This is a genomic window from Xanthomonas prunicola, from assembly GCF_002846205.1.
GTDB classification, from domain to species: Bacteria; Pseudomonadota; Gammaproteobacteria; order Xanthomonadales; family Xanthomonadaceae; genus Xanthomonas; species Xanthomonas prunicola.
In genome coordinates this window covers 1,182,835-1,207,977 of sequence record NZ_PHKV01000001.1, presented here as the reverse complement: position 1 = coordinate 1,207,977, position 25,143 = coordinate 1,182,835, and the positions used below count along the sequence as shown (strand labels likewise).

Annotated in this window: 25 protein-coding genes; 12 read left to right on the top strand and 13 right to left on the bottom strand. The window is 66.1% G+C overall.

Going from position 1 to position 25,143, the window contains the following annotated elements; translation table 11 throughout:
* Positions 1–54: 54 nt before the first annotated feature.
* Both XpruCFBP8353_RS05340 and XpruCFBP8353_RS05335 read right to left on the bottom strand, forming a co-directional pair.
* Positions 55–1,962: a S8 family peptidase gene (locus XpruCFBP8353_RS05340; protein WP_101362225.1), complete on the bottom strand. Its 1,908-nt coding sequence runs from the start codon at positions 1,960–1,962 to the stop codon at positions 55–57.
* 47 nt (positions 1,963–2,009) lie between these two features.
* Positions 2,010–5,021 (bottom strand): adhesin, encoded by a 3,012-nt coding sequence (locus XpruCFBP8353_RS05335; protein ID WP_101362224.1) that lies wholly within the window; start codon positions 5,019–5,021, stop codon positions 2,010–2,012.
* Positions 5,022–5,226: 205 nt separating this feature from the next.
* Here XpruCFBP8353_RS05335 and XpruCFBP8353_RS05330 point away from each other — a divergent pair, with 205 nt between their 5' ends.
* On the top strand, positions 5,227–6,603 hold the full coding sequence (locus XpruCFBP8353_RS05330) for a sensor histidine kinase (RefSeq protein ID WP_101362223.1): 1,377 nt from the start codon (positions 5,227–5,229) through the stop codon (positions 6,601–6,603).
* Here the strand turns inward: XpruCFBP8353_RS05330 and XpruCFBP8353_RS05325 are convergent.
* The 7 genes from XpruCFBP8353_RS05325 to msrB form a co-directional block, all read right to left on the bottom strand.
* On the bottom strand, positions 6,585–7,274 hold the full coding sequence (locus XpruCFBP8353_RS05325) for a response regulator transcription factor (protein ID WP_101362222.1): 690 nt from the start codon (positions 7,272–7,274) through the stop codon (positions 6,585–6,587). The two genes, XpruCFBP8353_RS05330 and XpruCFBP8353_RS05325, sit on opposite strands and share 19 nt — an antisense overlap.
* Before the next feature lie 215 nt (positions 7,275–7,489).
* Positions 7,490–7,774 (bottom strand): DUF4031 domain-containing protein, encoded by a 285-nt coding sequence (locus tag XpruCFBP8353_RS05320; protein WP_010372155.1) that lies wholly within the window; start codon positions 7,772–7,774, stop codon positions 7,490–7,492.
* 8 nt (positions 7,775–7,782) lie between these two features.
* Entirely contained in the window at positions 7,783–8,352 is a 570-nt protein-coding gene (locus XpruCFBP8353_RS05315; protein WP_101362221.1) for a hypothetical protein, read from the bottom strand.
* A 242-nt stretch (positions 8,353–8,594) separates the two neighbouring features.
* Positions 8,595–9,734 carry a flagellar motor protein MotB gene (gene motB, locus XpruCFBP8353_RS05310; RefSeq protein WP_101362220.1) on the bottom strand — a complete coding sequence of 380 codons (1,140 nt, stop codon included), beginning with the start codon at positions 9,732–9,734 and terminating at the stop codon, positions 8,595–8,597.
* Positions 9,735–9,744: 10 nt separating this feature from the next.
* A complete protein-coding gene (gene motA, locus XpruCFBP8353_RS05305; RefSeq protein ID WP_101362219.1) occupies positions 9,745–10,599 on the bottom strand; it encodes a flagellar motor stator protein MotA in 855 nt (284 codons plus the stop codon).
* Positions 10,600–10,696: 97 nt separating this feature from the next.
* Positions 10,697–11,188: an MliC family protein gene (locus tag XpruCFBP8353_RS05300; RefSeq protein WP_101362218.1), complete on the bottom strand. Its 492-nt coding sequence runs from the start codon at positions 11,186–11,188 to the stop codon at positions 10,697–10,699.
* 307 nt (positions 11,189–11,495) lie between these two features.
* Positions 11,496–11,960 carry a peptide-methionine (R)-S-oxide reductase MsrB gene (gene msrB, locus XpruCFBP8353_RS05295; protein ID WP_101362217.1) on the bottom strand — a complete coding sequence of 155 codons (465 nt, stop codon included), beginning with the start codon at positions 11,958–11,960 and terminating at the stop codon, positions 11,496–11,498.
* Between the two features lie 281 nt (positions 11,961–12,241).
* Here msrB and XpruCFBP8353_RS05290 point away from each other — a divergent pair, with 281 nt between their 5' ends.
* Positions 12,242–12,670: a hypothetical protein gene (locus tag XpruCFBP8353_RS05290; protein WP_101362492.1), complete on the top strand. Its 429-nt coding sequence runs from the start codon at positions 12,242–12,244 to the stop codon at positions 12,668–12,670.
* A gap of 36 nt (positions 12,671–12,706) precedes the next feature.
* Here the strand turns inward: XpruCFBP8353_RS05290 and XpruCFBP8353_RS05285 are convergent, their stop codons facing one another.
* A complete protein-coding gene (locus XpruCFBP8353_RS05285) occupies positions 12,707–13,186 on the bottom strand; it encodes an Lrp/AsnC ligand binding domain-containing protein (RefSeq protein WP_101362216.1) in 480 nt (159 codons plus the stop codon).
* 148 nt (positions 13,187–13,334) lie between these two features.
* Here XpruCFBP8353_RS05285 and XpruCFBP8353_RS05280 point away from each other — a divergent pair, with 148 nt between their 5' ends.
* Positions 13,335–14,624 (top strand): D-amino acid dehydrogenase, encoded by a 1,290-nt coding sequence (locus XpruCFBP8353_RS05280; RefSeq protein WP_101362215.1) that lies wholly within the window; start codon positions 13,335–13,337, stop codon positions 14,622–14,624.
* The gene (alr, locus tag XpruCFBP8353_RS05275) at positions 14,624–15,727 is read left to right on the top strand and encodes an alanine racemase (RefSeq protein ID WP_101362214.1); all 1,104 of its coding nucleotides are present in this window, start codon (positions 14,624–14,626) and stop codon (positions 15,725–15,727) included. Before XpruCFBP8353_RS05280 ends, alr begins: the two co-directional genes overlap by 1 nt.
* 363 nt (positions 15,728–16,090) lie before the next feature.
* On the opposite strand, the gene XpruCFBP8353_RS05270 is transcribed toward alr, so the two are convergent.
* Positions 16,091–16,666, bottom strand: a complete 576-nt coding sequence (locus XpruCFBP8353_RS05270; RefSeq protein ID WP_101362213.1) for a DUF3016 domain-containing protein — start codon at positions 16,664–16,666, stop codon at positions 16,091–16,093.
* A 249-nt stretch (positions 16,667–16,915) separates the two neighbouring features.
* Here XpruCFBP8353_RS05270 and XpruCFBP8353_RS05265 point away from each other — a divergent pair, with 249 nt between their 5' ends.
* The 3 genes from XpruCFBP8353_RS05265 to XpruCFBP8353_RS05255 all read left to right on the top strand — a co-directional run bounded on the left by XpruCFBP8353_RS05265 (position 16,916) and on the right by XpruCFBP8353_RS05255 (position 19,781).
* Positions 16,916–17,362, top strand: coding sequence for a hypothetical protein (locus tag XpruCFBP8353_RS05265; protein WP_162300946.1), 447 nt, complete (start codon positions 16,916–16,918; stop codon positions 17,360–17,362).
* Entirely contained in the window at positions 17,349–17,639 is a 291-nt protein-coding gene (locus XpruCFBP8353_RS05260; protein WP_101362211.1) for a hypothetical protein, read from the top strand. Before XpruCFBP8353_RS05265 ends, XpruCFBP8353_RS05260 begins: the two co-directional genes overlap by 14 nt.
* Positions 17,640–17,744: 105 nt before the next feature.
* Positions 17,745–19,781 carry a PAS domain-containing hybrid sensor histidine kinase/response regulator gene (locus XpruCFBP8353_RS05255; RefSeq protein WP_101362210.1) on the top strand — a complete coding sequence of 679 codons (2,037 nt, stop codon included), beginning with the start codon at positions 17,745–17,747 and terminating at the stop codon, positions 19,779–19,781.
* A 90-nt stretch (positions 19,782–19,871) separates the two neighbouring features.
* On the opposite strand, the gene XpruCFBP8353_RS23345 is transcribed toward XpruCFBP8353_RS05255, so the two are convergent.
* Complete coding sequence (locus XpruCFBP8353_RS23345) at positions 19,872–20,078, bottom strand: hypothetical protein (protein ID WP_133125621.1); 207 nt, start codon at positions 20,076–20,078, stop codon at positions 19,872–19,874.
* Between the two features lie 45 nt (positions 20,079–20,123).
* Between XpruCFBP8353_RS23345 and XpruCFBP8353_RS05245 the strand changes: the two genes are divergently transcribed.
* Positions 20,124–20,420, top strand: coding sequence for a DUF3247 family protein (locus tag XpruCFBP8353_RS05245; protein WP_101362208.1), 297 nt, complete (start codon positions 20,124–20,126; stop codon positions 20,418–20,420).
* 100 nt (positions 20,421–20,520) lie between these two features.
* Entirely contained in the window at positions 20,521–21,858 is a 1,338-nt protein-coding gene (locus tag XpruCFBP8353_RS05240) for a PQQ-dependent sugar dehydrogenase (protein WP_101362207.1), read from the top strand.
* A gap of 413 nt (positions 21,859–22,271) precedes the next feature.
* On the opposite strand, the gene XpruCFBP8353_RS05235 is transcribed toward XpruCFBP8353_RS05240, so the two are convergent.
* On the bottom strand, positions 22,272–22,532 hold the full coding sequence (locus XpruCFBP8353_RS05235) for a hypothetical protein (RefSeq protein WP_095522479.1): 261 nt from the start codon (positions 22,530–22,532) through the stop codon (positions 22,272–22,274).
* A 149-nt stretch (positions 22,533–22,681) separates the two neighbouring features.
* Here XpruCFBP8353_RS05235 and XpruCFBP8353_RS05230 point away from each other — a divergent pair, with 149 nt between their 5' ends.
* The 3 genes from XpruCFBP8353_RS05230 to XpruCFBP8353_RS05220 are packed head-to-tail and all read left to right on the top strand — an operon-like array spanning position 22,682 to position 25,136.
* On the top strand, positions 22,682–23,749 hold the full coding sequence (locus XpruCFBP8353_RS05230) for a class I SAM-dependent methyltransferase (RefSeq protein ID WP_101362206.1): 1,068 nt from the start codon (positions 22,682–22,684) through the stop codon (positions 23,747–23,749).
* A complete protein-coding gene (locus XpruCFBP8353_RS05225) occupies positions 23,746–24,459 on the top strand; it encodes a pseudouridine synthase (protein WP_101362205.1) in 714 nt (237 codons plus the stop codon). Before XpruCFBP8353_RS05230 ends, XpruCFBP8353_RS05225 begins: the two co-directional genes overlap by 4 nt.
* Entirely contained in the window at positions 24,456–25,136 is a 681-nt protein-coding gene (locus XpruCFBP8353_RS05220) for an HAD family hydrolase (protein WP_101362204.1), read from the top strand. The genes XpruCFBP8353_RS05225 and XpruCFBP8353_RS05220 overlap by 4 nt, the downstream gene beginning before the upstream one ends.
* The last annotated feature ends 7 nt before the right edge of the window (positions 25,137–25,143 follow it).

Genomic DNA, 25,143 nt, shown 5'->3' with positions numbered 1-25,143 from the left:
GCATGGCGCGATCTGCTCCTCCACGCCCGCCGTGCTGGAGCGATGCCGGCTAGATCACTGCCGGGCCATTAAGGACACATTGCTGAAACCACCGTCTCCGCCGACCAGCTTGATGAAGTAGGTGCCGGCCTGTGGCGACGGCAGGCGCACGGTCTGTGCATTGCCGGCACGGACCGAACGCAGGTCGTAGCTGCTGGTGGTGGGCTCGGCGCCGAACTTCACGTACAGGGCGACATTGCCGCCGCCGCCGTAGGAGAGCACGTTCAACGGCGTCCCCGCAGTGGCGGTGAAGCTATACAGACGCTCCTCGTCGACGCCGGCAGTTTGCGCGGTGAGCGGCGTGCGGTTGCTCAGTGCGGTGGTCACCGGCTTGCAGCTGCTGCCGCTGCAACTGGTGCGGACATAGTCCATCGCTGCCGTCGCATCGACGATGCCGCTGCCGATCGGGGTCGCTGCCGGCGGTGGCACCGGAAACGCGCGCGCGGTCTGCTTCAAGACCGCCTGCAGTTGCGATGGGCTCAGCGGTGTCTTGCCAGCGCTCGCCAACGCGCTTTGCACCAATGCAGCCACGGCCGCGACGTGCGGCGTGGCCATCGAGGTTCCGGCATAGCCGCGATAGTTGTACTCGCCCGACGTCGGCGTGGTCTTGCCGCTATAAGCGGTCGACAGCACCAGTCCGTCCCAACCGCCGTTGCCCGCGTCCTCCTTCCCGCCACCACCTGGTCCCGCCACGTCGACGACTGATCCGAAGTTGGAGTAGTACGCAATGCCCCCTGTGATGCGGGTTGCACCCACGGTGATCACGTTGCTGCAGCTGGCCGGGGTGGATTGCGCCGCATCGAGGGAATCGTTGCCGGCGGCCACCACGACCGTGGTGCCGTTGGCGACGGCTGTATTGATCGCTTGCTGCGTGGTGCTGTCGCAACTGCCGGGGCCCCCCAGGCTCAGGCTGATCACTTCGGCCGGATGGGTATTGTCCGGCACGCCATCGACGTGTCCGCCCGACGCCCACACGATTGCATCGGCAATATCCGAGGTCATGCCGCCGCATTGGCCGAGCACGCGGATCGGCAGGATCTGGGCGTCGTGTGCGGCGCCGACGCCACCAATGCCGTTGTTGGTCAGTTCGCCGATCGTGCCGGCCGTGTGGGTGCCGTGCCAGGAGCTATCGCGCGCACTTTGCGCACAGGGGTTGTCGTCGGCTATCCAATCGCCATAGTCGAGCGCGCCGGGCACCCGATCGTCGGTGGCGCGACGGGACACGATGGCATTGGTGATGAAGTCGTAGCCCTGCAGGACGTGGTCGTTGTGCTTCAGATCCGGATGGTCGGGCAGGATGCCGGTATCGATCACGGCCACCACCACGCCGCTGCCGGTGGAGGTCTCCCAGGCCTTGGGCGCGCGGATTCCGCCCGTGCTGTCCTGCATATGCCATTGATACTGGGTGTAGAACTTGTCGTTGGGCACTGCCGGATCGGTGGCCTGCGCCGTTGTACGCGCCTGTGCCGGCAGTGCGGCCGACCCGACCCGGTCGAGTACCGGCTGCATCATCCGATCGAATTGCGCGTATTCGACGGCCGGATCGGCACGCAGTTCGGTCAGTAGCTTGGTCTGCTCGGCAGCAGTCAGGTGGCCGGTCAGGCGCAGCACGCTGGCGCCGGTGCCGGTGGTGCGCAGGACGCGCGCGGCCATCGGCGCGCTACGGGCGGCGTTACTGCTGAGCGGCAGCACGTTGGCGCGGCGTGCGGCCGACGACAGGATGGACTCGCGCAGCGCGTTGGAGCCGATGGTCGGTTTGTACTTGACGATGAGGCGGCCGGCCGCGGGGGAGCCGGCAGGCGCCGGGCTGTCGACCAGGCCACGTTGTTCCAGCAGATCGTTGGCTGCATGCAGCTGGAAGGGGGCGGTGGCGAGCAGGGCGCTCAGCAACAGCGTCCGGAGCGGTGGAGAGGCAGTGTTCATGGGCGCAATTCCAAGAAGAAAGGGGATGGCGGTGCGTGCGGACAGGCTCACAAGTCCACACCGAAGCCCAGACCGGCGGAGGAGTCGCTGCCGCTGAAGGCGCCGCCCAGGCTGAAGGAGCCGCGCTCGCCGATCTTGCGGGCATAGCCGATCGACAGCGCACGCTCGCTGCTCTGGAAGCCGGCGCCGACGGAGATGCGTCCACGTTCGCTCTGCGTGCCGGCCGCATTGCTGGCCATGTTGAGCATCGCCGCGCTCATCGCGCCGAGGCGGTCGATGCGGCGATCCATGTTCTGGAAGCGGCGCATGCTGTCGTCGTGCAGCTGGCTGAAACTGTCGCTCAGGGCCGAGACGCGGCTGTCGGTATAACTGTTGGCCGAACTCAGCGTCCGTGCGTCGCCCGAAGAGACCTGGGCGACGTTGGCCGCGTCGGTATCGGAACGACCGGCGGCCACGTTGATGATCTGCCGCTCGGCGCCGGCGCTGCCCACCGAGACCGCGTTGGCGCGGTCGGCCACCGAGCCTTGGCCCAAAGCGACGGCGCCTTGCGCGGTGGCATGCGCGCCCTGCCCGATGGCCGTGGCCGAGGCCGCGCTGACCTGTGCGCCCTCGCCCATCGCCACCGCATTGGTCGCCACTGCGGCGATCTGCGTGTTGGCGCCGACTGCGGTGCTGCCATCGGCATTGACGCGCGCATTGCTGCCGATCGCGGTGTCGTTGGGGCCGTGCGCGTAGGCGCTGCCACCGATCGCCGTTCCGGTGACATCGTTGGCCACCGCCGCGGAGCCCATCGCCGTGGACGTCGCGGCCACCGTGCTGGCGCTGGCGGCCGCCGGCGTCGGCGTGCCTTGCAGCTCGCTATCGCTCCCCTCGGCTGTCGCAACCGCAGAGGTTGCAGGCGCCAGTACTGCCGACACGCCGGCACTGCGCAACGCGGCTGTCCGCAACAGCGGCGTGCCACCCATGCGTCCATCCAGCGCGCTGACCTTGCTGTCCAGCGCGGTCAGTGCGGCACCGACATTGGTGTAGCTGGCACCCTGGATCACGTAGCTCGGCGCAACGAATACGCCTTGTGCGCCGATGGCCGCGCCACCGCCCAGGAAACTGGCGGCATTGCTCAGCGACTGGAACAACTGTCCGCCGGTGATCGCCTCGCTACTGCCGTCGGCGATCGCGCCGGCGCCCAAATTGACGATGCGCCGCGTCGCCGGACCACCGCGACCGTTGCCGCTGCCCACCGCGACCGTATTGGCCTCGTAGGTGCGCGACCCCGAGCCCAGCGCCACCGAATCGGCTCCGCTGGCACCGGCATTGGCACCCAACGCCACGCCGTTGACGCCGCTGTGGCGCACGAAGCTGTTGTAACCCAGCGACAGCGCGTTCTCGCCGATGGCATTGGTCTGCCGCCCCATCGCCGTGCTGTTTACGCCGCTGGCGTTGCTGTCCACGCCCAGTGCGCTGGCGCCGCTGGCGCTGGCACGACTGCCTGCCGCCACCGCCACGCTGCGCGCTCCGCTGGCCGAAGCGCCGGCACCGGCCGCCGTGCTGCGCTCGCCGATCGCGCTGGCAGTGCCCTCGCCGTTGGCCTGCAACATGCCGCTGGTGGACTGCACATCTGCCGCCAATGCATCGAGCTGGCCCTTGTTGACCGCATCGGTGGCTTCGGTGCCGGCCGCTACGCTGGTGATCTGCCGTGTCAGCCCGGATGCCACATCGCCCACCGCCACGCTGTAGCTGCGGGTTGCGTGCGAGAAGGCGCCCAGCGCCACCGCGCTGACCGGAGCGCGGTTCCAGGCATCGTCCACCCAGTTGCCGACCTTGGCGCCATAGCCGATCGAGGTGGCATCGACGCCGTCGGTACGGGTGGCCGCACCCAGGGCGGTGCTGTTGGGGTTGTACCAGGAGCTGACGGCGCCCGAGCCCAGGACCACGCTGTTGGCGGTCAAGGCCCAGCTGTTGTGACCCACGGCGATCCCGTCCTGGTCCGATGCCAAGGCATAGGCGCCCAACGAGACCGTGTTGGGGGCGAACGAACCGGCGCTATGGCCGATCGCCACGGAATCGGTGTTGCCCGGCAGATTGGGGAACACGTTGGAGTTGTAGCCGATGGCGATCGCGTAATCGGATTGCGTCACCGCACCCGCACCCAGCGCGACGCTACCGACACCGGTGGCCGCGGTGAGGCTGCTGCTGTTGCCAGCCGACGCCGCGGCAGTGCTGACGCCGCCGATGGCCACGCTGTCGATCCCGCTGGCCAGGGAGGTGTTGCCGATCGCTACGCTACTGGTGCCGGTGGCGCGGGCGAAGTAGCCGTTGGCAGTGGACAGATAGCCCGAGGCCACCGCCAAGCCGCCGACCGCGGTCGCTCCGTCTTCGAACGCGCGGGCGCGGTAACCCAGCGCCGTGCTTTGCACATTGCGTGCTTCGCTGCCGCTCCCCACTGCAGTAGACAGCGCCGCAGTGGCCTTGGCGCCGCCACCCAGCGCCACCGCGCCGAACCCGCTGGCCTCGGTGGAATCCTGGTGACTGCCGATGATCTCGCCGCCCTCGTTGTAGTCGAACACCTCGGTCGTGCCGCCGATGGCGATGGCCGATTCGCCGCTCGCTGACGCTGCGTAGCCGGTGGCGATGGCGTTCTTGGCCGTCACCGTGGCACCGGCACCCAGTGCAATGCCGCCTTCGCCGAGCGCATTGCTGGCCTCGCCGATGGCCACCGCATAAGGCTCGCCGGCGAACGCGCCGACGTCTTCGGACGGGTCGCTGCCACCGACGATCTGCAGATGCTTGCCGATATCGTCGGCCGCGTCTGCTGGCGCCGTAGAGTCGTCCTGCACCGTGTTGTCGGTGGTGCTTGCCTGGCCGTTCGGGCTTGTCGCCTCTGGCGCCGGGGGGGCGGCGTGTGCAGTCGCGAGACGACTGGCCAGAAACAGGAGGGTGACGATGGCGCGCGTGAGCGACCGCCGCGGTGGTGGTGCGATGCAGGCAGTGCTACTAACGGGGCGGAAAACGGCGAGGCGGGCGCGGTGCTGGCCCGGTACATGGTCAGGCAGAAGGCTCATCGGTGTCCCCAGGACGTGGTGGGCGGAGCGACTGGCGCAGGCCAAACTCCAAGGCATCCCCCTGTCGATGCGGAGTTCTGTCGGCGTGCGCGAAGTGCGTCAAAAATTTGTCACGCTACCTGGGGGCTGTCACCAAACGACGATTGCATCCACTCACCACCGATGTGAGCATCCGAAGTTGTCGCGGTCGCCGGTTGCCAGTTCTGTGAAATTCATCCACGTTTTGCACTGTTTGCAGCCACCGACGTCTGCCAGTGCCAGCGACCAGCGGCATGCGGCGTTCCTGCAAGTGCTGCTGGCGGCGATCGTGCTCTATACCGCCGGCGACATCGGCCTGTTTCTCTACGTGGCTGGCGCGGCGCGCTTGCTGAGCCACACGGACCTGTTGTTTGCCCTGGTGGGTAGCGTGCTCACTGCGGCAGGCGCGGCGATGGGCGTGTGGCGCGTGCGGCGCGGCGACACTGCAGGAGCGGTGCGGACCTACGTGGCTGCGACGTTGATCGGCGTGTTGGTCACCTATGTGCGGGTGGACATTTACGACCTGTTGACCAACCCCATGCCCTTGCTGGCGCTGGTGCTCGCCGGCATGGTGTTGGGCAGTCGCGCACTCTGGCGGGTGTTTCTGTTGCTGGCGGCCGCCGCGTTGCTGGGCGTGCTCGCACAGGTGATCTGGCCGGTGCCCTGGCGCTCGGTGCGCGGCAACATCGGCCTAGGCCTGGTGACCGTCGGCGCCTATCTGCTGATCACCCTGATCCTGGATCGCACCATCGCCGCATTGCGCGACAGCCTGCTTGAATCAGAGCAACGCCGATGCGAACTGGAGCAGCTCAATCGCCGTCTGCTGCAGGAAATGGCCGAGCGCGAACGCGTGCAGGAGCAACTGATCCACACCCAGAAAATGGAGGCGCTCGGGCGTCTGGCAGCTGGCGTCGCGCACGATTTCGATAACCTGATCAACGTGATCATCGGTTATGCGCAACGGCGCGATGCGCTGGAGGGCTATGGCGAAGCGCCACTGCTCAAGACGCTGGAAAACATCGAGACCGCCTCGCGGCGTGCGTTGACTGTCAGCCGGCGCATCCTCAATTTCGGCCGCGCCGAACCCGGCCTGCCGACCCTGTTCGATGCCCGCGTCGCACTGCGCGATGCCGAACCCACCTTGCGCCAGCTATTCGGGCACGAGATCCGGCTGGAGTGCCTCGCGGCCGGGCCGCCACTGTGGGTCCTGATGGATCGCGATGATCTCGAATTGGTGTTGCTCAACATTGCCGCCAACGCACGCGATGCAATGGAGGGGCAGGGCGTGTTCCGCATCCAGGGCGAGTTGCGCGAGGCCACGGTGTGCTTGCGTTTCTGCGATACCGGTCCGGGCATTGCACCGCATCTGCTGGCGCGCATCCTCGAGCCGTTCTACACCACCAAGCCGGTCGGCAAGGGCACCGGGCTGGGCTTGTCGGTGGTGCAAGGCATCATCGCCGCGGCCGGTGGCCAGGTGACGGCGAGCAATGGGCCGCAAGGCGGGGCCTGTCTGTGCCTGCAATTGCCGCTGGCGGCAGCGCCGCCTCAGTCGGCCAGCAGGTAGCCCATACCGCGCGAGGACAGCAGCGGCAGTGCCGGTGTCTGATCGCTGGCGATGCGTGCGGCCTTGCGCCGCAGACGATGGATCAGCATTTCCAGCCGGTGCAGGTCGAAGTCGCCGGCGGTGGCTTCCAATGCCGATACCAGGGTCTCGCGCTCGATCGCCTGGCCGCGCTGCGCATCCAGGCAGCGCATCAGACACCGCTCCAGGGAGGTCAGCACCATGACCGTGCCGTCCGGCGCCAACAGGCACCAGCCGTCTGATTGCAGTCGCCAGGCCTGCCTGGGCGCGGTGACGCTGATGTTGGCCGTGCGCAGACGCTGTGCCAGGTTGCGCAAGGTCAGTGCGAGGATTTCCGGATCGGCCGGTTTGCGCAGGAAGGCGTCGGCACCGCCGTGCAAGGCGCGTACGTGGTCGTTGCGACCGCGATTGCCGGTCAGCACGACGATGCCAAGCCCGGCGAACAACGAGCGCAGATGCGTCACCACACTCAGTCCGCATTCGTCGGGAAGGCCGAGATCGAGCACCACCAGATCGAAGGCCTGTTGCAGCATCAGCCGATACAGTTCGCCAGCGGTCCCGGCGCCGCTGACGCGAAAGCCGAACTCGCGCAACCCAGGGATGAGGATGTCCTCGCGCAACAGCGCGTCGTCTTCCAGAACGGCGACGGACAACAGAGAGACAGCATCGGTGGAGAAAGCACGGATGGACAAGACACCTCTCCCAAGCCACGTGCAGTGGTGACGGGCCGACGGTGTCGTACAACACCACACGCACGCGCGGCACGCAATGTATGTCTTTATATTGCGGCGCGAGAGTTTGATTGGCGGGCCGGCAGTTCGACCGACACGTGTGACGGGATGCCGCCTGTCAGCGTCGCAAGCGCCGCTTATGCGTGCTCGCCGCGCGCTTGCGCTCGCGCATTTGCGATCAACGCCTTGAGCAAGGCGCGGTCGGTATGGCGGGAAATGGCGATGGCGCCAAGGGCAATCGCCTCAAGGCGCAGCGGAGCGGGCACATCGTAGTGCGCCCCACTGAGTTTGTTCTGGAAGGCGCGGCGGGGAATGCCCAGCCGCGCCGCCATGGCATGTAGCTCGTCCAGCGTATCGCCCAGCAGGTGCGCCCAGCGCTGATCGCGCCACAGGTGCACCGCATCGTCGACGTAGACGGCCATCAGCCGGGTCAGGCCTTCTTGGACTTCTTCGGCTTCTTGCCGGCGCTGGCGCCCTCGGCATCGTCGCTCGCTTCAGCGTCGGCCACACTGTCATCGGCGCCGGCAGTGTCGTCTTCAGCCGTAGTGTCTTCAGCAACGGCGTCGGTGCCGGCATCGTCAGCAGCGCCTTCCTCGTCGCCGTCTTCATCCGCATCGGCGTTCTGGAACTCGGACACCAGCTTGGTCAGGTATTCCTCGGCGGTCTGGCCTTCGTCGGCGGCCAGGTCGTCGATCATCTGCTGCAGCTGGGTCGAATATTCCAGCGAGATGGTCTTGCCTTCGGCTTCCTGCAGGTTGGCCAGGTGCTTGAGCATGGCCAGCATCGGCACCGGGTTGTCGGCGCTGCCCATGGTCTGGCCGCCGATCGACAGCATCCACTCGCTGCCACCCTGCAGACCGATCGCGGCCACGACGCGACCGTCGGCGTCCTGCAGCACGGCATGGTTGGTGACCTGGGGCGCCTGGCCCAGGCGGGCGAAGGGGCGCTTGGGCTGCTGCTTCTTGCGCTTGTCGCGCTTGGCCTTGGAATTGCGGGACACGGTGTTCTCGACGCTAGGAATGGCCGGCCATTCTAGAGCGTGCGCCGCACGATGCGATGCGATGCGTCGCGGAAATGGGCACCTGGACGAGACGGGGCCGCCAGGGACGCACCGTCTTCACGGACACCGGCCCAAGCGTCGCCACCGGCGGGCCTGGCCCGAAACAGCAATGGGCCATGTCCCCGCTGCGTTTGCGTGGGAAATGGCAACTCGCCGCCTGCACGTCCAAGCCCTGCCCCGAATTACCGCTTCTCCACCGCCGCTTCGGCAGCTTTGGCGAGCGCCGTGGCAGACGCCACCTGCGCGCTGGAAGACAGACGCGGTCCTGCCGGACGGGCAGCGGTAGGTGCGGCCGATGCCGGAGTCGCGGCGGCAGCGACTGGCGAGGCCGCTGGTGGTGTTGCTTGCTTGACCGGCGTCCCCACGGTGGCCGTGCCAGTGGTTGCAGCGCCGCTCAGATCCGGCACCTGGGTGTCGGCATCGTGCACCGATTTGCCCAGCGCCACGCCTTGCCCCGCACCGGCCAGGGCCGCGTTTTCGGCGTCCTGGGTCATCACCACGATGCTGATGCGGCGGTTGATCGGGTTCTGCGGGTCGGTCTTGTCGAACAGCACCGACGACGACAGCCCCACCACGCGCGTGACCTTTGCATCGGACATGCCCCCGCCCACCAGCGCGCGGCGGGCGGCATTGGCACGATCGGCGCTGAGTTCCCAGTTGGTGTAGCCGGCATCGCTGCTGTAGGCAGTGATGTCGGTGTGGCCGGTGATGCTGATGTGGTTGGGCACTTGATTGATGAAGTTGGACAGCTCGTGCAGGATCGCGACCGTGTACGGCTTGAGCTGGTCGCGGCCGATGTCGAACATCGGGCGATTCTGCTTGTCCACGATCTGGATGCGCAGGCCATCCGGCGTGAGATCCAATAGCAGCTGGTCCTTGAACGGCTCCAGCGCCTGGCTCTTGTCGATGGCCTCTTTCAGGTCCTGCATCAGCGCTTCCAGACGCTTTTTGTCCTTGCTGCGGCTGTCTTCGTTGGTGTCCGCAGCGTTGTCGCGCTTGCGGCCCATTTCGTCCTTCTGCCCCTTGGCCATGTCGGCGGTGCCGCCGAGCTTGATCATCGAGGTGCTGGCGCCGCCAGGGCCGTTCATGCCAGGCGAGGGCGCGGGCGATTTGCCCGACAGCGGGCTGGGGTTGCGGAAGTATTCGGAGATCGCCGCGCGCTGTTCCTTGGTGGTGGCCGCCATCAGCCACAGCACCAGGAAGAACGCCATCATCGCGGTCACGAAGTCGGCGAACGCCACCTTCCAGGCGCCGCCATGATGGCCGCCGCCTTGCACCTTCTTGACCCGTCGGATGACGACGGTGGATTTGGCCTCGGGCATACCCGCAGCCCTACTTGATCGTCTTCAGGTGCGTTTCGAAATCGCCGAAGCTCGGACGCACATTGGAGGGCAGGGTCTTGCGGGCGAATTCGAGCGCGATCTTCGGGTTGTAGCCACGCAGGCAGGCCAGCAGCGCGGTCTTGACCGCTTCATAGATGCGCCCGTCCTGCTCGGCACGCGCTTCCATCGCCGCCGACAACGGCGCCACGAAGCCATACGCCAGCAGGATGCCGAGGAAGGTGCCGACCAGCGCGGCGCCGACGTGGTGGCCAATTTCTTCGATCGGACCGCCGATCGAGCCCATGGTGATCACGATGCCGAGCACCGCCGCCACGATGCCGAAGCCAGGCAGGCCATCGGACACCTTGCTCAGCGCATGCGACGGCGCCAGGGCTTCGTGATGGTGTTTTTCCAGTTCCAGTTCGAGCAGCGGTTCCAACTCGTGCGGCTCGATGTTGCTGCCGATCATCAGGCGCAGGCAGTCGGTGATGAAATCCAGCAGATGATGGTCGGCCACGACCTTGGGGTAGTTGCCGAAGATGGTGCTGTCCTGCGGCTTTTCGACATGGTCTTCCAGCGCCATGAAGCCGTCGCGGCGGGCCTTGTTCAACAGCTCGTAGATCAGGCTCAGGGTGTCCTTGTAGTCGTCGGACTTGTACTGCGGGCCCTTGAACACGCCCATGATGCTGCTGAAGGTCTCTTTGACGATCTTGCCCGGGGTGCTGACCAGAAACGCACCGAATGCCGCGCCACCGATGATCATCAGCTCGTACGGCTGCCACAACGCGCCCAGCTTTCCGTGCGACAGCACATAGCCGCCGAGGACACTGACGATGACGACGATGAAGCCGATGATGATGAGCATGGCGCAGCCGAAAGCAAACTGGGGTTGCTAATGGTTTCGGCTTGCGCAGCCGATTCTTGAAGCGCGCGGCGTGAAGAGGTGCCCTGTAACTGAACACTTAGCCGATTGTCATGGCGGCCTCATGCACGCATTTGATCGCTTCGCTCCCCGCCAGCGACAGCGTCGCTTCGCCCGCATGTTCCCAGAACTGGTTGCCCTGGGCATCGGCAAAACGTGCCCCGGATGCCGCCTGGGCACTGAGCAGGATCAGCCTGCGGTTGTCGAGCGTCAGCTGTAAGGCATCGGTGGCCGAGTCGAACCGTGTGGTGATCAGGCGCTGGCCGCAACGCCAGGCCATCACGTGCGCCGGAAGTGGCGGGGCGGCAGCAGGCGTGGTTTGGACCGGCGGCTTACCGGTCCGGGGCAGCGGGCCGGTCACGCTGGCGTCCGTACTCACGGCAGGTGGGCGGCTGTCGGCGCGCTTGGCGGTGGCTGGCTGGGTGTCTGCGGGCTTGGCCGCCTCTGCTGCCGGCGGCGGGCTGCCTGCGTTGCAGCCGGCGAGGGCGGTGGCCAGCAGGACGGTGAGCATCAGGGATGAGGACGTGTGCATCTGCGTACTCCTGCCTGGATGGGACCGACGCCGTACTGGCGACGGTTGGAATGTCGATGGCTGGGTGCCGGCGTTGCCCATATCGCTCGAAAAGATGTGCCGGGTCCGGTCAGGCTGCCTGCGGAAGACTGAACAACCTACAGCGTCGCGGTGGACCTGGAACCTGGTCTGCGTGTGGCCGCCCGTTTGAAAATCGAGCGCTGCGCGTGGCCCGCCCTGCCTGGCCTGTCGCGCAAAGCGCAGGGAGGCGTTCTTCAACACCTCCCAGGCACCACCATGGCCGTTGCCTGGCGGGCAGACGATGCCATCAGGCCGGCTGCGTCTCGGCGCCTTCGCGGTGCAGCGGGTTGGGCAATGCCTGGCCGTTTTCGGTGAAGCCCAGCGAGACCGAGTTCAAGCAGTGGCGCTCGCCGGTCGGCGGCGGGCCGTCCGGGAACACATGGCCCAGATGGCTGTCGCAGCGTGCGCAGACGATTTCGGTGCGGATCATGCCGTAGCTGGTATCGCGGATCTCGCGCACGTGCGCGGGATCGTAAGGCGCGAAGAAGCTCGGCCAACCGGTCCCGGATTCGAATTTGGCGCTGGACCGGAACAGCGGCAGGCCGCACAACCGGCAGGTGTAGACACCGTCCAGCTTGTTGTCCAGAAACACCCCGCAGAACGGCGCCTCGGTGCCATGCTGCAGCAGCACGCGCTGTTCCTCATCGCTGAGCCCGGCGATCAGGGTATCGCGTTGGGCGGGGGAGGGAGGGGTCAGATCGAACTGGCTCATGGGGCTCTCGCATGCGCTCGCCAGCGGGGTGCCGGCGCCTGCTCCAGTGATGTGGGCATTGTCGGGGTGGTTCAACCGGTGAGGGCGATCATCATGGTGCTGCGGAGGTGGCATCGCTGCATGCATAAAACTGCTGGCGTGTGCCCTTGCAATGGGTGGTGACGTTCTTCGCATCGCAACGACTTGGCGAAAGCGTTCATCCCCCGGCCGGTCGCGCGCATTGCCCCGGCACATCCGCGCCCCCATCGACGAAGTACCCTCGAACACGCATGGTGCCTGTCATGGCGATCCATCCATCAACCCGTCGCATCCTGCTGTGCGTGCTGCTGACGACGGCCGGAGCGGCAGCGGCGCAGTCGGCCACCACCACGCGCTCATCTACGACCTTGCAGCCCATCACCACACCGACGCCAGTGCAGCCCACGGTGACGCCGCCGCGCGCGCTGCAGCCGGCGCCTTCCGCCGCACCCGTGCCCTCGCAGCTTGGTCAGCGCCCGGTCGCGCCGACCATTCCGACGCGCGGGCCGGCACAGACCCCTGTCGCGCCTGCCGGCAGCCAGGTGGCGCCGACGAAGCCGATGGTCTACGACCGTAATGGCCGCTTGCTGCAGGGCATGCAGCCGGCCGGCGCCAACCGGGTGCTGGATACCAAAACCGGTCGCTACTACGACGCGGTACCGGCGGGCGATGGCATGCGCGTGGTGCGCTGATCGCGGCGCTGGGGTCTGTTGTCCCCAATCCCCGCTTCAATCGACGATCGGCAACGCCAGTGTCTCCTTGACCTCTTCCATCACGATGTAGCTCTTGGATTCGCGTACATGCGGCATGGTCAGCAAGGTGCTGCCGAGCAACTTGCGGTACGAAGCCATCTCGCTGATGCGCGCCTTGAGCAGGTAGTCGAAATCGCCGGAGACCAGATGGCACTCCAGCACGTTGGGCAGCTTCAGCGCGGCGCGGCGGAATTCTTCGAAGATATCGCCCGATTTGTACGCCAGGCTGATCTCGACGAAGACCAGCAGGCTGGCTTTGAGATAGTGCGGGTCCAGCCGCGCGTAGTAGCCGGTGATGGCGCCATCGCGCTCCAGCCGGCGCACACGCTCGGTGCAGGGTGTGGTCGACAGGCCGACCCGCTCGCCCAGTTCGGTAAACGAAATCCGCCCCTCCTGCTGCAGGATGCGCAGGATCTTGCGGTCGATCTTGTCCAGCTCACGGGCGCGGGTGGTCATGGCGTTTGTCTCGGCAAGATTTGGCAGGAAGTTTCACTGCAAAAGCGCCTCGATTCCAGAAATGGCACTGCCTGGCTCGCAATATACTGCGTCTAACCATCCCCATCAGCGCGTGGTTGTGGGGGAATGCCCTTTTCAGGAGAACGACATGCGTGTGCTCATTCTCGGCAGCGGCGTCATCGGCGTGACCAGTGCGTGGTACCTGGCGCAGGCCGGTTGCGAAGTGACCGTGGTCGACCGCCAGCCGGCTGCCGCGCTGGAGACCAGCTACGCCAACGCCGGCCAGCTGTCGTTCGGCTATACCTCTCCCTGGGCCGCGCCTGGCGTGCCCGGCAAGGCGGTGAAGTGGCTGTTCGAGCAGCATGCACCGCTGTCGATCCGCCCCACCCGCGACCTGCGTCAGCTGGCGTGGCTGAGCCAGATGCTGCGCAACTGCACCGCCGAGCGCTATGCGGTGAACAAGGCGCGCATGGTGCGCATGTCCGACTACAGCCGCGATTGCCTCAATGCATTGCGTGCCGAGACCGGTATCGAATTCGAAGGCCGCCAGCTCGGCACCACGCAGCTGTTCCGCACCCAGCAGCAGCTCGATGCGGCGGCGCAGGATATCGACGTGCTGGCCCAATACGGCGTGCCGTACGAGCTGCTGAGCCCGGCGCAGATTGCGCAATTCGAGCCCGGTTTGGCTGGCGGCGGCGCGCAGATGGCTGGCGCGCTGCGTCTGCCCGAAGACCAGACCGGCGACTGCCGGCTGTTCACTCAGCGTCTGGCCGAACTGGCCGCGCAGGCAGGCGTCAGGTTCCGCTACGGGCAACAGATCGAGCGGCTGGAGCATGCTGGCGGCCAGGTCACCGGCGTGCAGATCGATGGCCGCATCGAGACCGCCGACCGCTACGTGCTGGCGCTGGGCAGTTATTCAGCCGACCTGCTGCTCTCGCTCGGCCTGCATCTGCCGGTGTACCCGCTCAAGGGCTACTCGCTCACCATTCCGATCGTCGATGCGCAGCGCGCGCCGACCTCCACGGTGCTGGACGAGAGTTACAAGATCGCGCTCACCCGTTTCGACGACCGCATCCGCGTCGGCGGCATGGCCGAGGTGGCCGGCTTCGACATGTCCTTGAATCCGCGTCGTCGCGCCACCCTGGAAATGGTGGTCAACGACCTGTTCCCAGGCGGCGGTGATCTGGCCCAGGCCGAGTTCTGGACCGGCCTGCGCCCGGCCACCCCGGATGGCACGCCGGTCGTCGGCGCTACGCCGTATTCCAACCTGTTCCTCAACACCGGCCACGGCACGCTGGGTTGGACTATGGCCTGCGGCTCCGGACGCTACCTGGCCGACCTGATGCAAGGCCGCACGCCCGAGATCGATACCGAGGGTCTGGACGTGTTCCGGTACCTGTCGCCACGCAGTGCGCGCCCGCAGCGGGAGGCCGCGTAGTGCGTCCTGCGCAAGCGTCGATCGATCTGGAGGCATTGCGCCACAACTATCGCCTGGCCAAGCGGCTGGGCGGCAGCAAGGCGCTGGCGGTGGTCAAGGCCGACGCCTATGGGCACGGCGCGGTGCGCTGCGCGCAGGCCTTGGAACCAGAGGCGGACGGCTTTGCGGTGGCCTGCATCGAAGAGGCGCTGGAACTGCGCCAGGCCGGCATCCGCGCGCCGATCCTGCTGCTGGAAGGTTTCTTCGAACACGACGAATTACGCCTGATCGCCGAACACGATCTGTGGACGGTGGCAGCCACACCGCAGCAGGTACGCGCGCTGGCCGAATTCCAGAGCCCGCGGCCGTTGCGGGTGTGGTTGAAGATGGACAGCGGCATGCATCGGCTGGGCCTGTCGCCAGAAGATTTCCGCGCCGCATGGTTGCGCCTGCGCGGGTTGCCGCAGATCGCCTCGCTGGTGCTGATGACCCATCTGGCGCGTGCCGACGAATTGGACTGCAGCCGCACCGATGAACAGGCCGTGGCCTTTGCGCTGACCGCCGGCGGCATGCGCGCGGAAACCAGCCTGCGCAATTCGCCTGGCCTGCTCGGCTGGCCAGCGCTGCGCAACGACTGGTCGCGCCCGGGGCTAATGGTGTACGGCGCCAACCCGTTCGCGCAGGACACCGAGAACACTGCGCAATTGCGCCCGGTGATGACGCTGCGCTCGCGCATCATTTCGGTCCGCGACCTGCCGATCGGTGAGCCGGTGGGATATGGAGCCCGCTTTGTCGCCGAACGACCCACGCGCGTGGGCGTGGTGGCGATGGGCTATGCCGACGGCTACCCGCAGTTCGCGCCGAATGGCACCCCGGTGCTGGTGGATGGCCAGGTCTGCCCGCTGATCGGTCGCGTTTCGATGGACATGCTCACCGTGGACCTCACCGATCACCCGCAGGCCGACATCGGCACGCCGGTGCAACTGTGGGGCGATGCCCCGCAAGTCAGCCCGCTGGCCGCGCAATGCAATGTCAGCGCATATCAGTTGCTGTGCGGACTCAAGCGGGTGCCGCGGGTGTATGTTGGCGGTCTGCAGCAGTTTGAACGATCTTCAGCAGTTTGAACGACCCGAAAGCTTTGCCCCCAACCCCCGCTCCGCGCCCCAGTCCGCGTTCGCGACGCGGGCGCTCCAATGCACACGCGCCAGTGGCGCGCAAACCGTGCCTTGGAGCCCCCGACGGGAGAGGGCTTCAAGCGGCAGCTCGACTGCTTGTTCTTCTCCCGCCCGGCGGGAGAAGGTGGCGCGCAGCGCCGGATGAGGGTGCGCGCGAGGCCACCTGCAGCTTGAACGACACGAAAGCTTTGCCCCCGACCCCCGCTCCGCGCCCCAGCCCGCGTTTGCGACGCACGCGCTCCACGGCACACATGCCAGTGGCGCGCAAACCGTGCCGTCTCGCCCAGACGGGAAAGGGGCTCAAGCGGCAGCTCACACCCCAGCCGTACGACGATCGCCGCGGAACTGCTTGCGCACCCAGTCGTCGATCATCGCCTTCTCGAAGCGCAGCGGGTCGCTGTCGGTGAGCCGCGGGCCGCTCATCAGGAAGGCCGAGTCCACCAGCTTGCGTTCGCCCTGATCGATCACCCGGCCGCCGGCGTCAGTGAGCGTGTAGGTGAAGCTCATGCGCGGCGGGTAAATGTCCTTGACCACACGTACGTCCTGCAGGCGCGGCCCGTGCCAGGGCTCGTACTGGCCGGCGCGGCGGATATCGGTAATGGTGACGCTGAGGTGCTGGCCATCGGGCAGCTGGCGCGCTGCGCTCTGCTGAAAGTGGGTTGCCAGCTGGGTCACCCAGTCGCCGCGCTGCGCCTCCCATCGGTTGCCGCTGAAGCGCACTTCGGAGAACTGCGCCGGGTCGGTCCAGCGCACGTCCACCCTGCCATTGCTGCTCAGTGCGCGCGGCGCGTCGGGGTCTGTGACGTTGCGTACCCGGGCCTGCACACCGGTCGCCGCGAGCAAGCCAGCCAGCAGCAGGCCGGCGCCGGAAAGATTGGAAAGTTTCATTGAAAGCCTCCAAGCGGAAGGTACATGACGTACCGGGCATTCCCGCAGTGTGGGGGTGCGTCCGAGCGCCTGCAACGCGCCGCACGCCTGGGCACGCGACCACGTTGCCGCGCGGTTAATCCGCCCACAGCGCACCATGACGGCGGGTTCACTGCACCTGCGCCCGCGCTTCACGGCACAGCCCGGAAGATCGCCGGCATGGACACGCATTCTTTCCGCACAAAATCAGCGTCTTCGGCGCCGGCACACATGCCGTCTGACGTGCGTCTGCAATTCATCGACTGGGCCAAACAGCACGGGCATAACCCCGCATCCGGTGCGGCCGCCTTCGTTGCCCTGCAGAGCGAGGTCGACCTGGATCTGGCAACCCGTGCGCTGCACCTGGAGCCGGGCGCCGATCCACGCGCTGCGCTGCGCGAGCATCTGGCTGGGCTGGCGCGGCAGGTAGATGTGGCGGTGCAGTTTCCGCCGGTCTATACCTACACCGCTGCCAATGGCCTGGAGTATCGCTATTCGCTGATGCTGGTCATTGCCGAAGATTGTGTTGAGTGGACCGGCCGGGTCTGGCAGGACCTGGACTACCAGGGGATGCTCACCGGCCGTGGACAGGGTCCACGTGCTAACTACACCCAGCTGGCGCGCATGGCGCTGGAACATGAGCTTGATCAGGAGCGCCCCCGTTATGTCCAGGCATGAACTCGAACTGCAATTGCCGATGGACGTGCAGATCGCCAGCGGCGAAGACGGCTTCAGCCAGCGCTGCCGCGACGAATGCGCCCAGATGGGGGTGTCGCGGGTCCGCCTGTTGCTGCTGGATTCGGATTACGCACGCTCCACCGCGTGGCGCGAGGAAGCGCAGCGCTGGATGGACGAACAACTGCGGCGTGAGGGGGAATGGGTGTTTCGCGGCGTGATCGCCGGGATCGTGGTGCTGGCAAGCTGCATCGGATTCGCTGCCACCACCTTGTGGTGAGCGTGGAAATGGGCAATGAAAGCGTGAACTCAGGACGCCTGTCGTGCACCCGCTGACGACATCGGGCATGGTTTCATCTGTCCGTCATCCGCTCCGGCAGCATCCGTGGTTTCCGATTTGAGCACTCCTACTCCCAGCCCTTCGCTGGCTGCCGCCCTGCCGGCCGCCATTGCCGAGCCGTTTCTGGACCCGGCGATGTATCACGAAATCTTCCACAACATCGATGCTGGTTTCTGCGTCATCGACATGGTGTTCGATGGTGGGCAGGCGGTGGATTATCTGATCCGCACCACCAATGGCGCCTTTGAGCGCTACACCGGTCTGTCCACCAACGCGCTGAACGTTTCCATCCGCGACCTGCTCCCTGAGCAAGAGCAGGAATGGTTCGATCGCTATGGCCACGTCGCGCGCACGGGCAACCGCATCCATTTCGAAATGCAGGCCAAGGCGCTCAAGCGCTGGTATTCGGTGGATGCGTTCCGGGTCGGGCAACCGGAGCAGGGGCGGGTGGCGGTGCTGTTCATGGACATCACTGAGCGCAAACGCGTCGAACGCGAGCTGGCCGAAAGCGAGGCACGTTTCAGTGCGCTGGCCGATGGACTGCCGATGCCGGTGTGGGTGCTGGACGCGCAGGGCGTGGTGCGCTTCGTCAACAGCGCGTATGGCGAATTCTTCGGCCTGGATATTTCCAGCGGCACGGTGTCGGCGTGGAGCGAATTGCTGCATCCGGACGACCTGCCGACGTTCCAGTTCGAGCTGGCGGCATCGCTGCAAGAACAACGCGGCCTGCGCGCGCTGGTGCGCGCACGCCGCCATGATGGGCAGTGGCGCTGGATCGAGATGACCGCTACACCGCGCTACTCGGCCGATGGCCGCTTCATCGGCCTGGCCGGCAGCAGCCCGGACGTGACCGAACAGCGCGAGATCGAGCTTGCCCGCGAGCAATTGCTCGAATCCGAGCGCAGCGCACGCAACGAAGCCGAAAGCATGGCGCGGCTCAAGGACGAGTTCCTGGCCACGCTCTCGCACGAACTACGCACCCCGCTGACCACCATCCTGGGCTGGAGCGAGTTGCTGCTGCAGCGGGTGGAAGAAGGTCAACCCAATTACAAGGGCTTGTCGGTCATTGCCAGCAGCGCACGCGCGCAGAAGCGGCTGATTTCCGACATGCTCGATCTCAGCAGCATGTTGCTGGGCAAGGTGCAGCTGGAAGTCGAATCGCTGGATCTGGCCGAGCAGGTGCGCGAAGCCTTGAACACCCAGGAACTGGCCGCCGAAGGCAAGGACCAGATACTGGAACTGCACGTGCCGTCCACGCCATGTCTGGTGCTTGGCGATGCCACGCGCCTGCAGCAGGTGTTGTGGAATCTGCTTTCCAACGCGATCAAGTTCACCCCGGCGCATGGCCGTATCGACGTCAGTATCGAGCGCGACGAGGGGCATCTAGTGGTGTCGGTCTGCGACTCCGGCGACGGCATTGCAGCTGAATTCCTGCCGCATCTGTTCGGCCGCTTCCGTCAGGCCGATGGCACCACCACGCGCCAGCATGGCGGCCTGGGCCTTGGCTTGGCGATCGTGCAACAGCTGGTGGAAATGCATGGCGGCCAGGTCGGTGCGACCAGTGGCGGTCGCGGCAAGGGCGCCACCTTCACCGTGCGCCTGCCAGAACATATTCCCGATCAAGCCAAGCGCCCGCGTCGCGAATTGCGGCGGCGCCTGATGTCCGAACAGATCGTCGAAGCGCGCGCGTTGAACGGCCTACGCCTGCTGGCAGTGGAAGACCAACCGGATATGCTCGATTATCTGCGGCGCTTGCTCGAAGAGCAGGGCGCCGAGGTGGTCACCGCCGGCAGCGCCACCGATGCATTGGCCTTGATCGATCATCGCGGCCACGCCCGCTTCGACCTGATGCTGACCGATATCGGCATGCCGGGCATGGACGGCTACGGGTTGATTCGCACCGTGCGCGACAACCTTGGATTGGACGCCACCGCGCTACCGGCCGTGGCGGTGACGGCGCTGGCGCGCGAAGACGACCGCAAACGCGCGCTGGCGTCCGGGTTTCAAGAACATCTGGCCAAGCCGTATAGCGTGGCGCAACTGGTCACCGCCGTGCGTGCTGCGCGCCAAGCGGTGGAGTAACCCGCGCGCGGCGTGATTACCGCGCATAGGACGGGTACTGGCGAGTGGTGGACAGCGACACCGTCGGATGCCTGCAGCAGGCCGTCCGGATCAGGTGTGCTGCAGCGTCACCGCCGCCGCTACATTCGCAAGGAAAACAGCCGGCCGTTTCGCAACGGCCGGTTTTTTATGGATCTGTCGTCTCAACCGCCGCTCCGATCTGTCTGCGACGATGAAGACCACCTGCCGACGCAGGCACAGTGCGAACGCGATGCAGAAGCAGTCGCCAGCCAATGACGCGTTTTCTGCCTCTTTCACGTCGGCTGGCCTAGCGTGATGCGCTTTACTGGTGGAGATAGCGCAATGCCAAAACATGCCCCGCATGTGTATTCCGAACAGGTCCAGATCGCCACGCTCGAACATTGGGTGTCCCTGCTGGATGGTCAGGAACGCGTGCAGATCGAACTCGACGACGGCAGCGTGATCAGCGGCACGGTAGCCGTGCGTCCGAGTCTGCAGACCTACCTCGACGAACACGACAACGAAGGCGTCAACGGACAACTGCGCCTGGATCAGCTGGATGCCTCGCAAGAGCCGCACTGGATCTGGATGGACCGGATTGTCGCGGTGCACCCGATGCCGCTTGGCGCTGATCGATAACTGATGCCGTGAAGGCGGCGTGTTGACGATGTGTTTACTTCTCACCGTCGCGTTGGCGGCATGATGCTCAGCTGCCGCAGCCGTTCAGGATTCCGCCGCAATGAATGCACCCCCGTTGAAGTTTGCTCGCTGGCCGCTGTCGTTGATGGCGGTCGCCGTTCTTGCTGCATGTGGCGATACCGCTACCTTGGCCATCGAACAGGGGACGGGGCCGAATCCGCAATTGCCCGAGCCGGTGAAGCGGCTGATTCCCACGGTCAAGATAGCGCCAGTCACACGCTGGGCAGCCAATGCCAAGCCTATCGCTGCCGATGATCTGCAGGTTGCTGCGTTTGCGCGCGACCTGGATCACCCGCGGTGGATCTATGTGCTGCCCAATGGCGATGTGTTGGTGGCCGAAACTGCCGAGCCGGCCAAGCCCGAAGATGCCGAAACGGGCGGTGGACTGCGCAAGAAAGTGCAGGGCGCGATGATGCAAAAGGCCGGCGCGGCGGTGGCCAGCGCCAATCGCATCACGTTGCTGCGCGATGCCGATGGCGACGGTGTCGCGGAGGTGCGTACGCAGTTCGTCAGTGGCCTGTTTTCGCCGTTCGGCATGGCGCTGATTGGCGACCGTTTCTATGTCGCCAACGCCGATGCGCTGGTGAGTTTTCCGTACACGCCTGGCGACACACACATCACCGCCAAGCCAACCTTCGTGGCCAATCTGCCTGGCGGCATCAACCACCACTGGACCAAGTCGCTGCTGGCCAGCCCGGACGGCAGCAAGCTGTACGTGGGCGTCGGCTCCAACAGCAACGTCGCCGAAAATGGCATGGAAGCCGAGTTGAATCGCGCAGCGATTCTGGAAATCGCCCCGGCCACCGGCAACAGCCGCGTGTTCGCCAGCGGCTTGCGCAACCCGGTCGGCACCGCGTGGGAGCCGCAGAGCAAATCGCTGTGGGTGGTGGTCAACGAGCGCGACGAGATCGGCAGCGATCTGGTGCCGGATTACCTGACCTCGGTGCGCGACGGCGGCTTCTACGGCTGGCCGTATAGCTACTACGGTCAGCACGTGGACGAGCGCGTCGAACCGCAGAATGCCGAGCTGGTGGCCAAGGCGATCAAGCCCGACTACGCGCTCGGCCCGCATACCGCGTCGCTGGGCCTGGCCTTCGCCAACGGCACCTCGCTGCCTGAGCGCTTCCGCCAGGGCGCCTTCGTCGGCCAGCATGGCTCATGGAATCGCGACCCGCCCAGCGGCTACAAGGTACTGTTTGTCCCGTTTGCCAACGGCAAGCCTAGCGGTACGCCGATCACGGTGCTGGACGGATTCCTGGATGCCGAGGGCAATGCACAGGGGCGGCCGGTCGGCGTAGCGTCTGACACCAGCGGTGCGCTGTTGGTGGCCGACGACGTGGGCAATGTGATCTGGCGGGTAACCCCGAAGGCGCATTAAGCGCAGGCGACAGTGCGATGTGCATCCAGCTGCACATCCTGATCTGTGGCCCCGGTCGCTTTGAATACCCCCTGCTTCCCGAAGGTGCGGATGAAGTGAGGGGCGCAGCTCGAAATCCGGGCAGCAGATCAGTCGTTGCTCCTCGCATCGCTTCGCGCGGCATGCACTAGCTCCAACGACCACTAGCTCCAACGACGCTTCTCATCTGCATCTTCGAAGAAACGAGCCAAGCATCCCTTCTTCAGAACAAGTTCTTGTGCGATCAGCACCAGAAACCGGGCACAGGCCCGGTCCATGGTTGATCAGCGTGCCCGCAATCGTCCAGACACGCTGCAGAGGATCGCGGTAGACGCCGTTCTCGCCGATACGTCGCATCCGAAGACGGTTAGCCTTTCTGCACCACTCACATCCACTTACCGAGGCGCTTCCGGCGATGCACTGAAGCGCCGCGCATAGCCACGTTCTTCGGTAATGCGGCTGATGTCGTCGTCGGCCATTTCCGGGGCGCCATAGACCGCATAGGCCACGGTGCCATCATCACGCTCGCCGACCTGATGCAGGCGATAGCGAGGCCGGCCGGCGCCAGTGTTTTCGGGGTAATGCATTGGTGGCGGTGTGTCGTCCAGATCCATTTCGCTGTTGTCGACAACTCCTCCTACGAACAAGGCTCGCATCGCGTCTCTCCGCTGTGGGCTTGGATTCCAGCCTAGGCGCGCGGATGTTGCGTGCGCATCAATAGTCCGTATAGACAATGGAAGGGAGTGCGACGGCCATGTGGCACAGGTCACTTACAATGGCAGCCTGTTCCCGACCCGATGATCCGATGGCTGGCCCGCACGATGCCCCGCTTCAAGCCCTGTTCCTGCCCTTCGCCCAAGGTGCGCTGCCGTGGCCGGAAGGGCCGGTGTTGTTCCTGCGCGCACGCGACGGTTTTCCGCTGCGCGAGCAGGCGGTGGCCGAAACGCTGATCTGCGAGCAGAGCTTCCGCCCGTTTGCCGAAGCGCTGGAGCGCAACGGCTGGAACGTGCGCGACGAAAGCGAGATCGAGGCCGACAGCACGCGCTATGCACTGGTGCTGGTGCTGCCGCCGCGGCAGCGCGAAGAAGCGCGCGCGCTGTTCGCACGTGCAGTGGCGCTGACTGCGCCCGGTGGTCGCGTGGTGGCCTGTCAGTCCAATAACGAGGGCGCCCGCTCCGGCGAAGCCGACCTGCGCCAGCTCACCGGGCTGGCCGGTAGCCTGACCAAGCACCACTGCCGCACCTACTGGAGCGCGCCGCTGCCGGCCGACACCGATGCCGCGCTGCAGGCACGCTGGGCCGCGCTGGATGCGCCACGCAAGATCCTGGACGGCCGCTTCGTCAGCCGCCCCGGCGTTTTCGCCTGGGATCGCATCGACCCGGCCTCGGCGCTGCTGGTCGAGCATCTGCCCACCACGCTGGCTGGCCATGGCGCCGATCTGGGCGCGGGCTTCGGTTATCTCTCTGCCGAAGTGCTGGCGCGGTGCCCCAAGGTCACCGCACTGGATCTGTACGAAGCCGAGGCGCGCGCGCTGACGCTGGCGCGGCGGAATCTGCAGGACATCGCGCATCCGGCGCAGCTGCACTACCACTGGCGCGATGTCACCGCCGGGCTGGTGGCGCAATACGATTTCATCGTCAGCAATCCGCCGTTCCACACGCCGTCGCGTGCCGACCGCCCGGATATCGGGCAGCGCTTCATTGCAGTGGCTGCACAGGCGCTGCGCCCAGGTGGGCAACTGTTGTTGGTGGCCAATCGGCATCTGCCCTACGAACAAGTGCTCAACGACAGTTTCGGACAGGTGCGCGTGGCTGCCGAGCGCGATGGTTTCAAACTGATCTCGGCGATCCGCGGCCGCGGAGCGCGCGCATGAAGCTGGTCAAACACATCGCCAATCTCGGTTATGGCAGCCGTAAGCAGGTCACCCAGCTATTCCGTCAGGGTGCGGTCACCGATGCGCAGGGCGAGGTGCTGTATGCCGACGACCAGGTGGAGCACGACGCCATCCGTATCGATGGCGAACCGCTCGACCCGCCACCGGGTTTCAGCCTGTTGCTGCACAAGCCCAGCGGCTACACCTGCTCGACCAAGGACACCGGCCGACTGATCTACGAGCTGCTGCCGCCACGTTTCCGCGCGCGTGCGCCGGTGCTGGCGCCGGTAGGTCGGCTGGATCGGGAAACCAGCGGCATGCTGTTGATGACCGACGACGGCGCACTGCTGCACCGGATCATTTCGCCCAAATCCGCCCTCGACAAGGTGTACGACATCACCCTGGCCGAAGACCTGCGTGGCGACGAAGCCGCGTTGTTTTCCAGTGGCGCCTTGCTGTTGGAAGGCGAAACCAAGCCGTTGCTGCCGGCCGAATTGGAGGTGCTTGGCCCACGCGAAGCGCGGCTGACCTTGCACGAAGGCCGCTATCACCAGGTGCGGCGCATGTTCGCTGCCGCCGGCAATCACGTGGTGGCCCTGCATCGCAGCCGCATTGGCGGGTTGTCGCTGGATGGATTGCCGTCCGGGCAATGGCGTGCGCTGGAAGCGCGTGATCTTGAGGTGTTGTTCGGTCGCGGCGCTGTCGCATGACGCAGATCGCAGCGCTGCCGTTCCGCCCGCAGGCGGTGATCTTCGACATGGATGGTTTGATGCTCGACAGCGAGCGCGCCATCACCGCCTGCCTGGCCCAGGCCGCCGACGAGCTGGGTCTGCAGATCGAGCCGGAGTTCTGGTTGCGCATGGTGGGCACCGGCGATGCGGCCTGCCGGCTGTTGCTGGGCGAACGCATCGGCGACGCCGCTGCCGGCACCATGCTGACGCACGCGCAACAGCTCTATGGCGCTGTGGTCGAACGCGGCATCCCGCACCGCCCCGGCATCATTGCGCTGCTGGAGTACCTGGCCGCGCAGGGCATGCCGCGTGCGGTGGCCACCTCCACCCAGCGCCCGCTGGCGCTGCGCAAGCTGGAAGCGGCCGATCTGCTGTGGCGCTTCGATGCGGTGTGCACCGCGAGCGATGTCGTCCATCCAAAACCTGCGCCGGACATCTATCTGCTGGCTGCGCGCACGCTGGCGGTGGACCCCACGTACTGCCTGGTGCTGGAAGACTCGCCCACCGGCGTGCGTGCGGCATTGGCGGCCGGCATGACACCGATCCAGATTCCGGACCTGCTCGAACCCGATGCCGCCGTACGCGCGCTCGGCCATCGCATCCTGCCCTCGCTAAGCGATGCGCACCGCTTGCTGGAAGCGCGCTTGTCGGGGTGATGCGCCC

What these genes read in the sequence shown, in the direction of transcription:
- XpruCFBP8353_RS05340 (WP_101362225.1), bottom strand. Translation starts at nt 1,962, where the DNA reads ATGAACACTGCCTCTCCACCGCTCCGGACGCTGTTGCTGAGCGCCCTG.
- XpruCFBP8353_RS05335 (WP_101362224.1), bottom strand. Translation starts at nt 5,021, where the DNA reads ATGAGCCTTCTGCCTGACCATGTACCGGGCCAGCACCGCGCCCGCCTC.
- XpruCFBP8353_RS05320 (WP_010372155.1), bottom strand. Translation starts at nt 7,774, where the DNA reads ATGGCCGTCTACGTCGACGATGCGGTGCACCTGTGGCGCGATCAGCGC.
- motB (WP_101362220.1), bottom strand. Translation starts at nt 9,734, where the DNA reads ATGCCCGAGGCCAAATCCACCGTCGTCATCCGACGGGTCAAGAAGGTG.
- motA (WP_101362219.1), bottom strand. Translation starts at nt 10,599, where the DNA reads ATGCTCATCATCATCGGCTTCATCGTCGTCATCGTCAGTGTCCTCGGC.
- XpruCFBP8353_RS05300 (WP_101362218.1), bottom strand. Translation starts at nt 11,188, where the DNA reads ATGCACACGTCCTCATCCCTGATGCTCACCGTCCTGCTGGCCACCGCC.
- msrB (WP_101362217.1), bottom strand. Translation starts at nt 11,960, where the DNA reads ATGAGCCAGTTCGATCTGACCCCTCCCTCCCCCGCCCAACGCGATACC.
- XpruCFBP8353_RS05290 (WP_101362492.1), top strand. Translation starts at nt 12,242, where the DNA reads ATGGCGATCCATCCATCAACCCGTCGCATCCTGCTGTGCGTGCTGCTG.
- XpruCFBP8353_RS05285 (WP_101362216.1), bottom strand. Translation starts at nt 13,186, where the DNA reads ATGACCACCCGCGCCCGTGAGCTGGACAAGATCGACCGCAAGATCCTG.
- XpruCFBP8353_RS05280 (WP_101362215.1), top strand. Translation starts at nt 13,335, where the DNA reads ATGCGTGTGCTCATTCTCGGCAGCGGCGTCATCGGCGTGACCAGTGCG.
- XpruCFBP8353_RS05270 (WP_101362213.1), bottom strand. Translation starts at nt 16,666, where the DNA reads ATGAAACTTTCCAATCTTTCCGGCGCCGGCCTGCTGCTGGCTGGCTTG.
- XpruCFBP8353_RS05265 (WP_162300946.1), top strand. Translation starts at nt 16,916, where the DNA reads ATGCCGTCTGACGTGCGTCTGCAATTCATCGACTGGGCCAAACAGCAC.
- XpruCFBP8353_RS05260 (WP_101362211.1), top strand. Translation starts at nt 17,349, where the DNA reads ATGTCCAGGCATGAACTCGAACTGCAATTGCCGATGGACGTGCAGATC.
- XpruCFBP8353_RS05245 (WP_101362208.1), top strand. Translation starts at nt 20,124, where the DNA reads ATGCCAAAACATGCCCCGCATGTGTATTCCGAACAGGTCCAGATCGCC.
- XpruCFBP8353_RS05240 (WP_101362207.1), top strand. Translation starts at nt 20,521, where the DNA reads ATGAATGCACCCCCGTTGAAGTTTGCTCGCTGGCCGCTGTCGTTGATG.
- XpruCFBP8353_RS05235 (WP_095522479.1), bottom strand. Translation starts at nt 22,532, where the DNA reads ATGCGAGCCTTGTTCGTAGGAGGAGTTGTCGACAACAGCGAAATGGAT.
- XpruCFBP8353_RS05230 (WP_101362206.1), top strand. Translation starts at nt 22,682, where the DNA reads ATGGCTGGCCCGCACGATGCCCCGCTTCAAGCCCTGTTCCTGCCCTTC.
- XpruCFBP8353_RS05225 (WP_101362205.1), top strand. Translation starts at nt 23,746, where the DNA reads ATGAAGCTGGTCAAACACATCGCCAATCTCGGTTATGGCAGCCGTAAG.
- XpruCFBP8353_RS05220 (WP_101362204.1), top strand. Translation starts at nt 24,456, where the DNA reads ATGACGCAGATCGCAGCGCTGCCGTTCCGCCCGCAGGCGGTGATCTTC.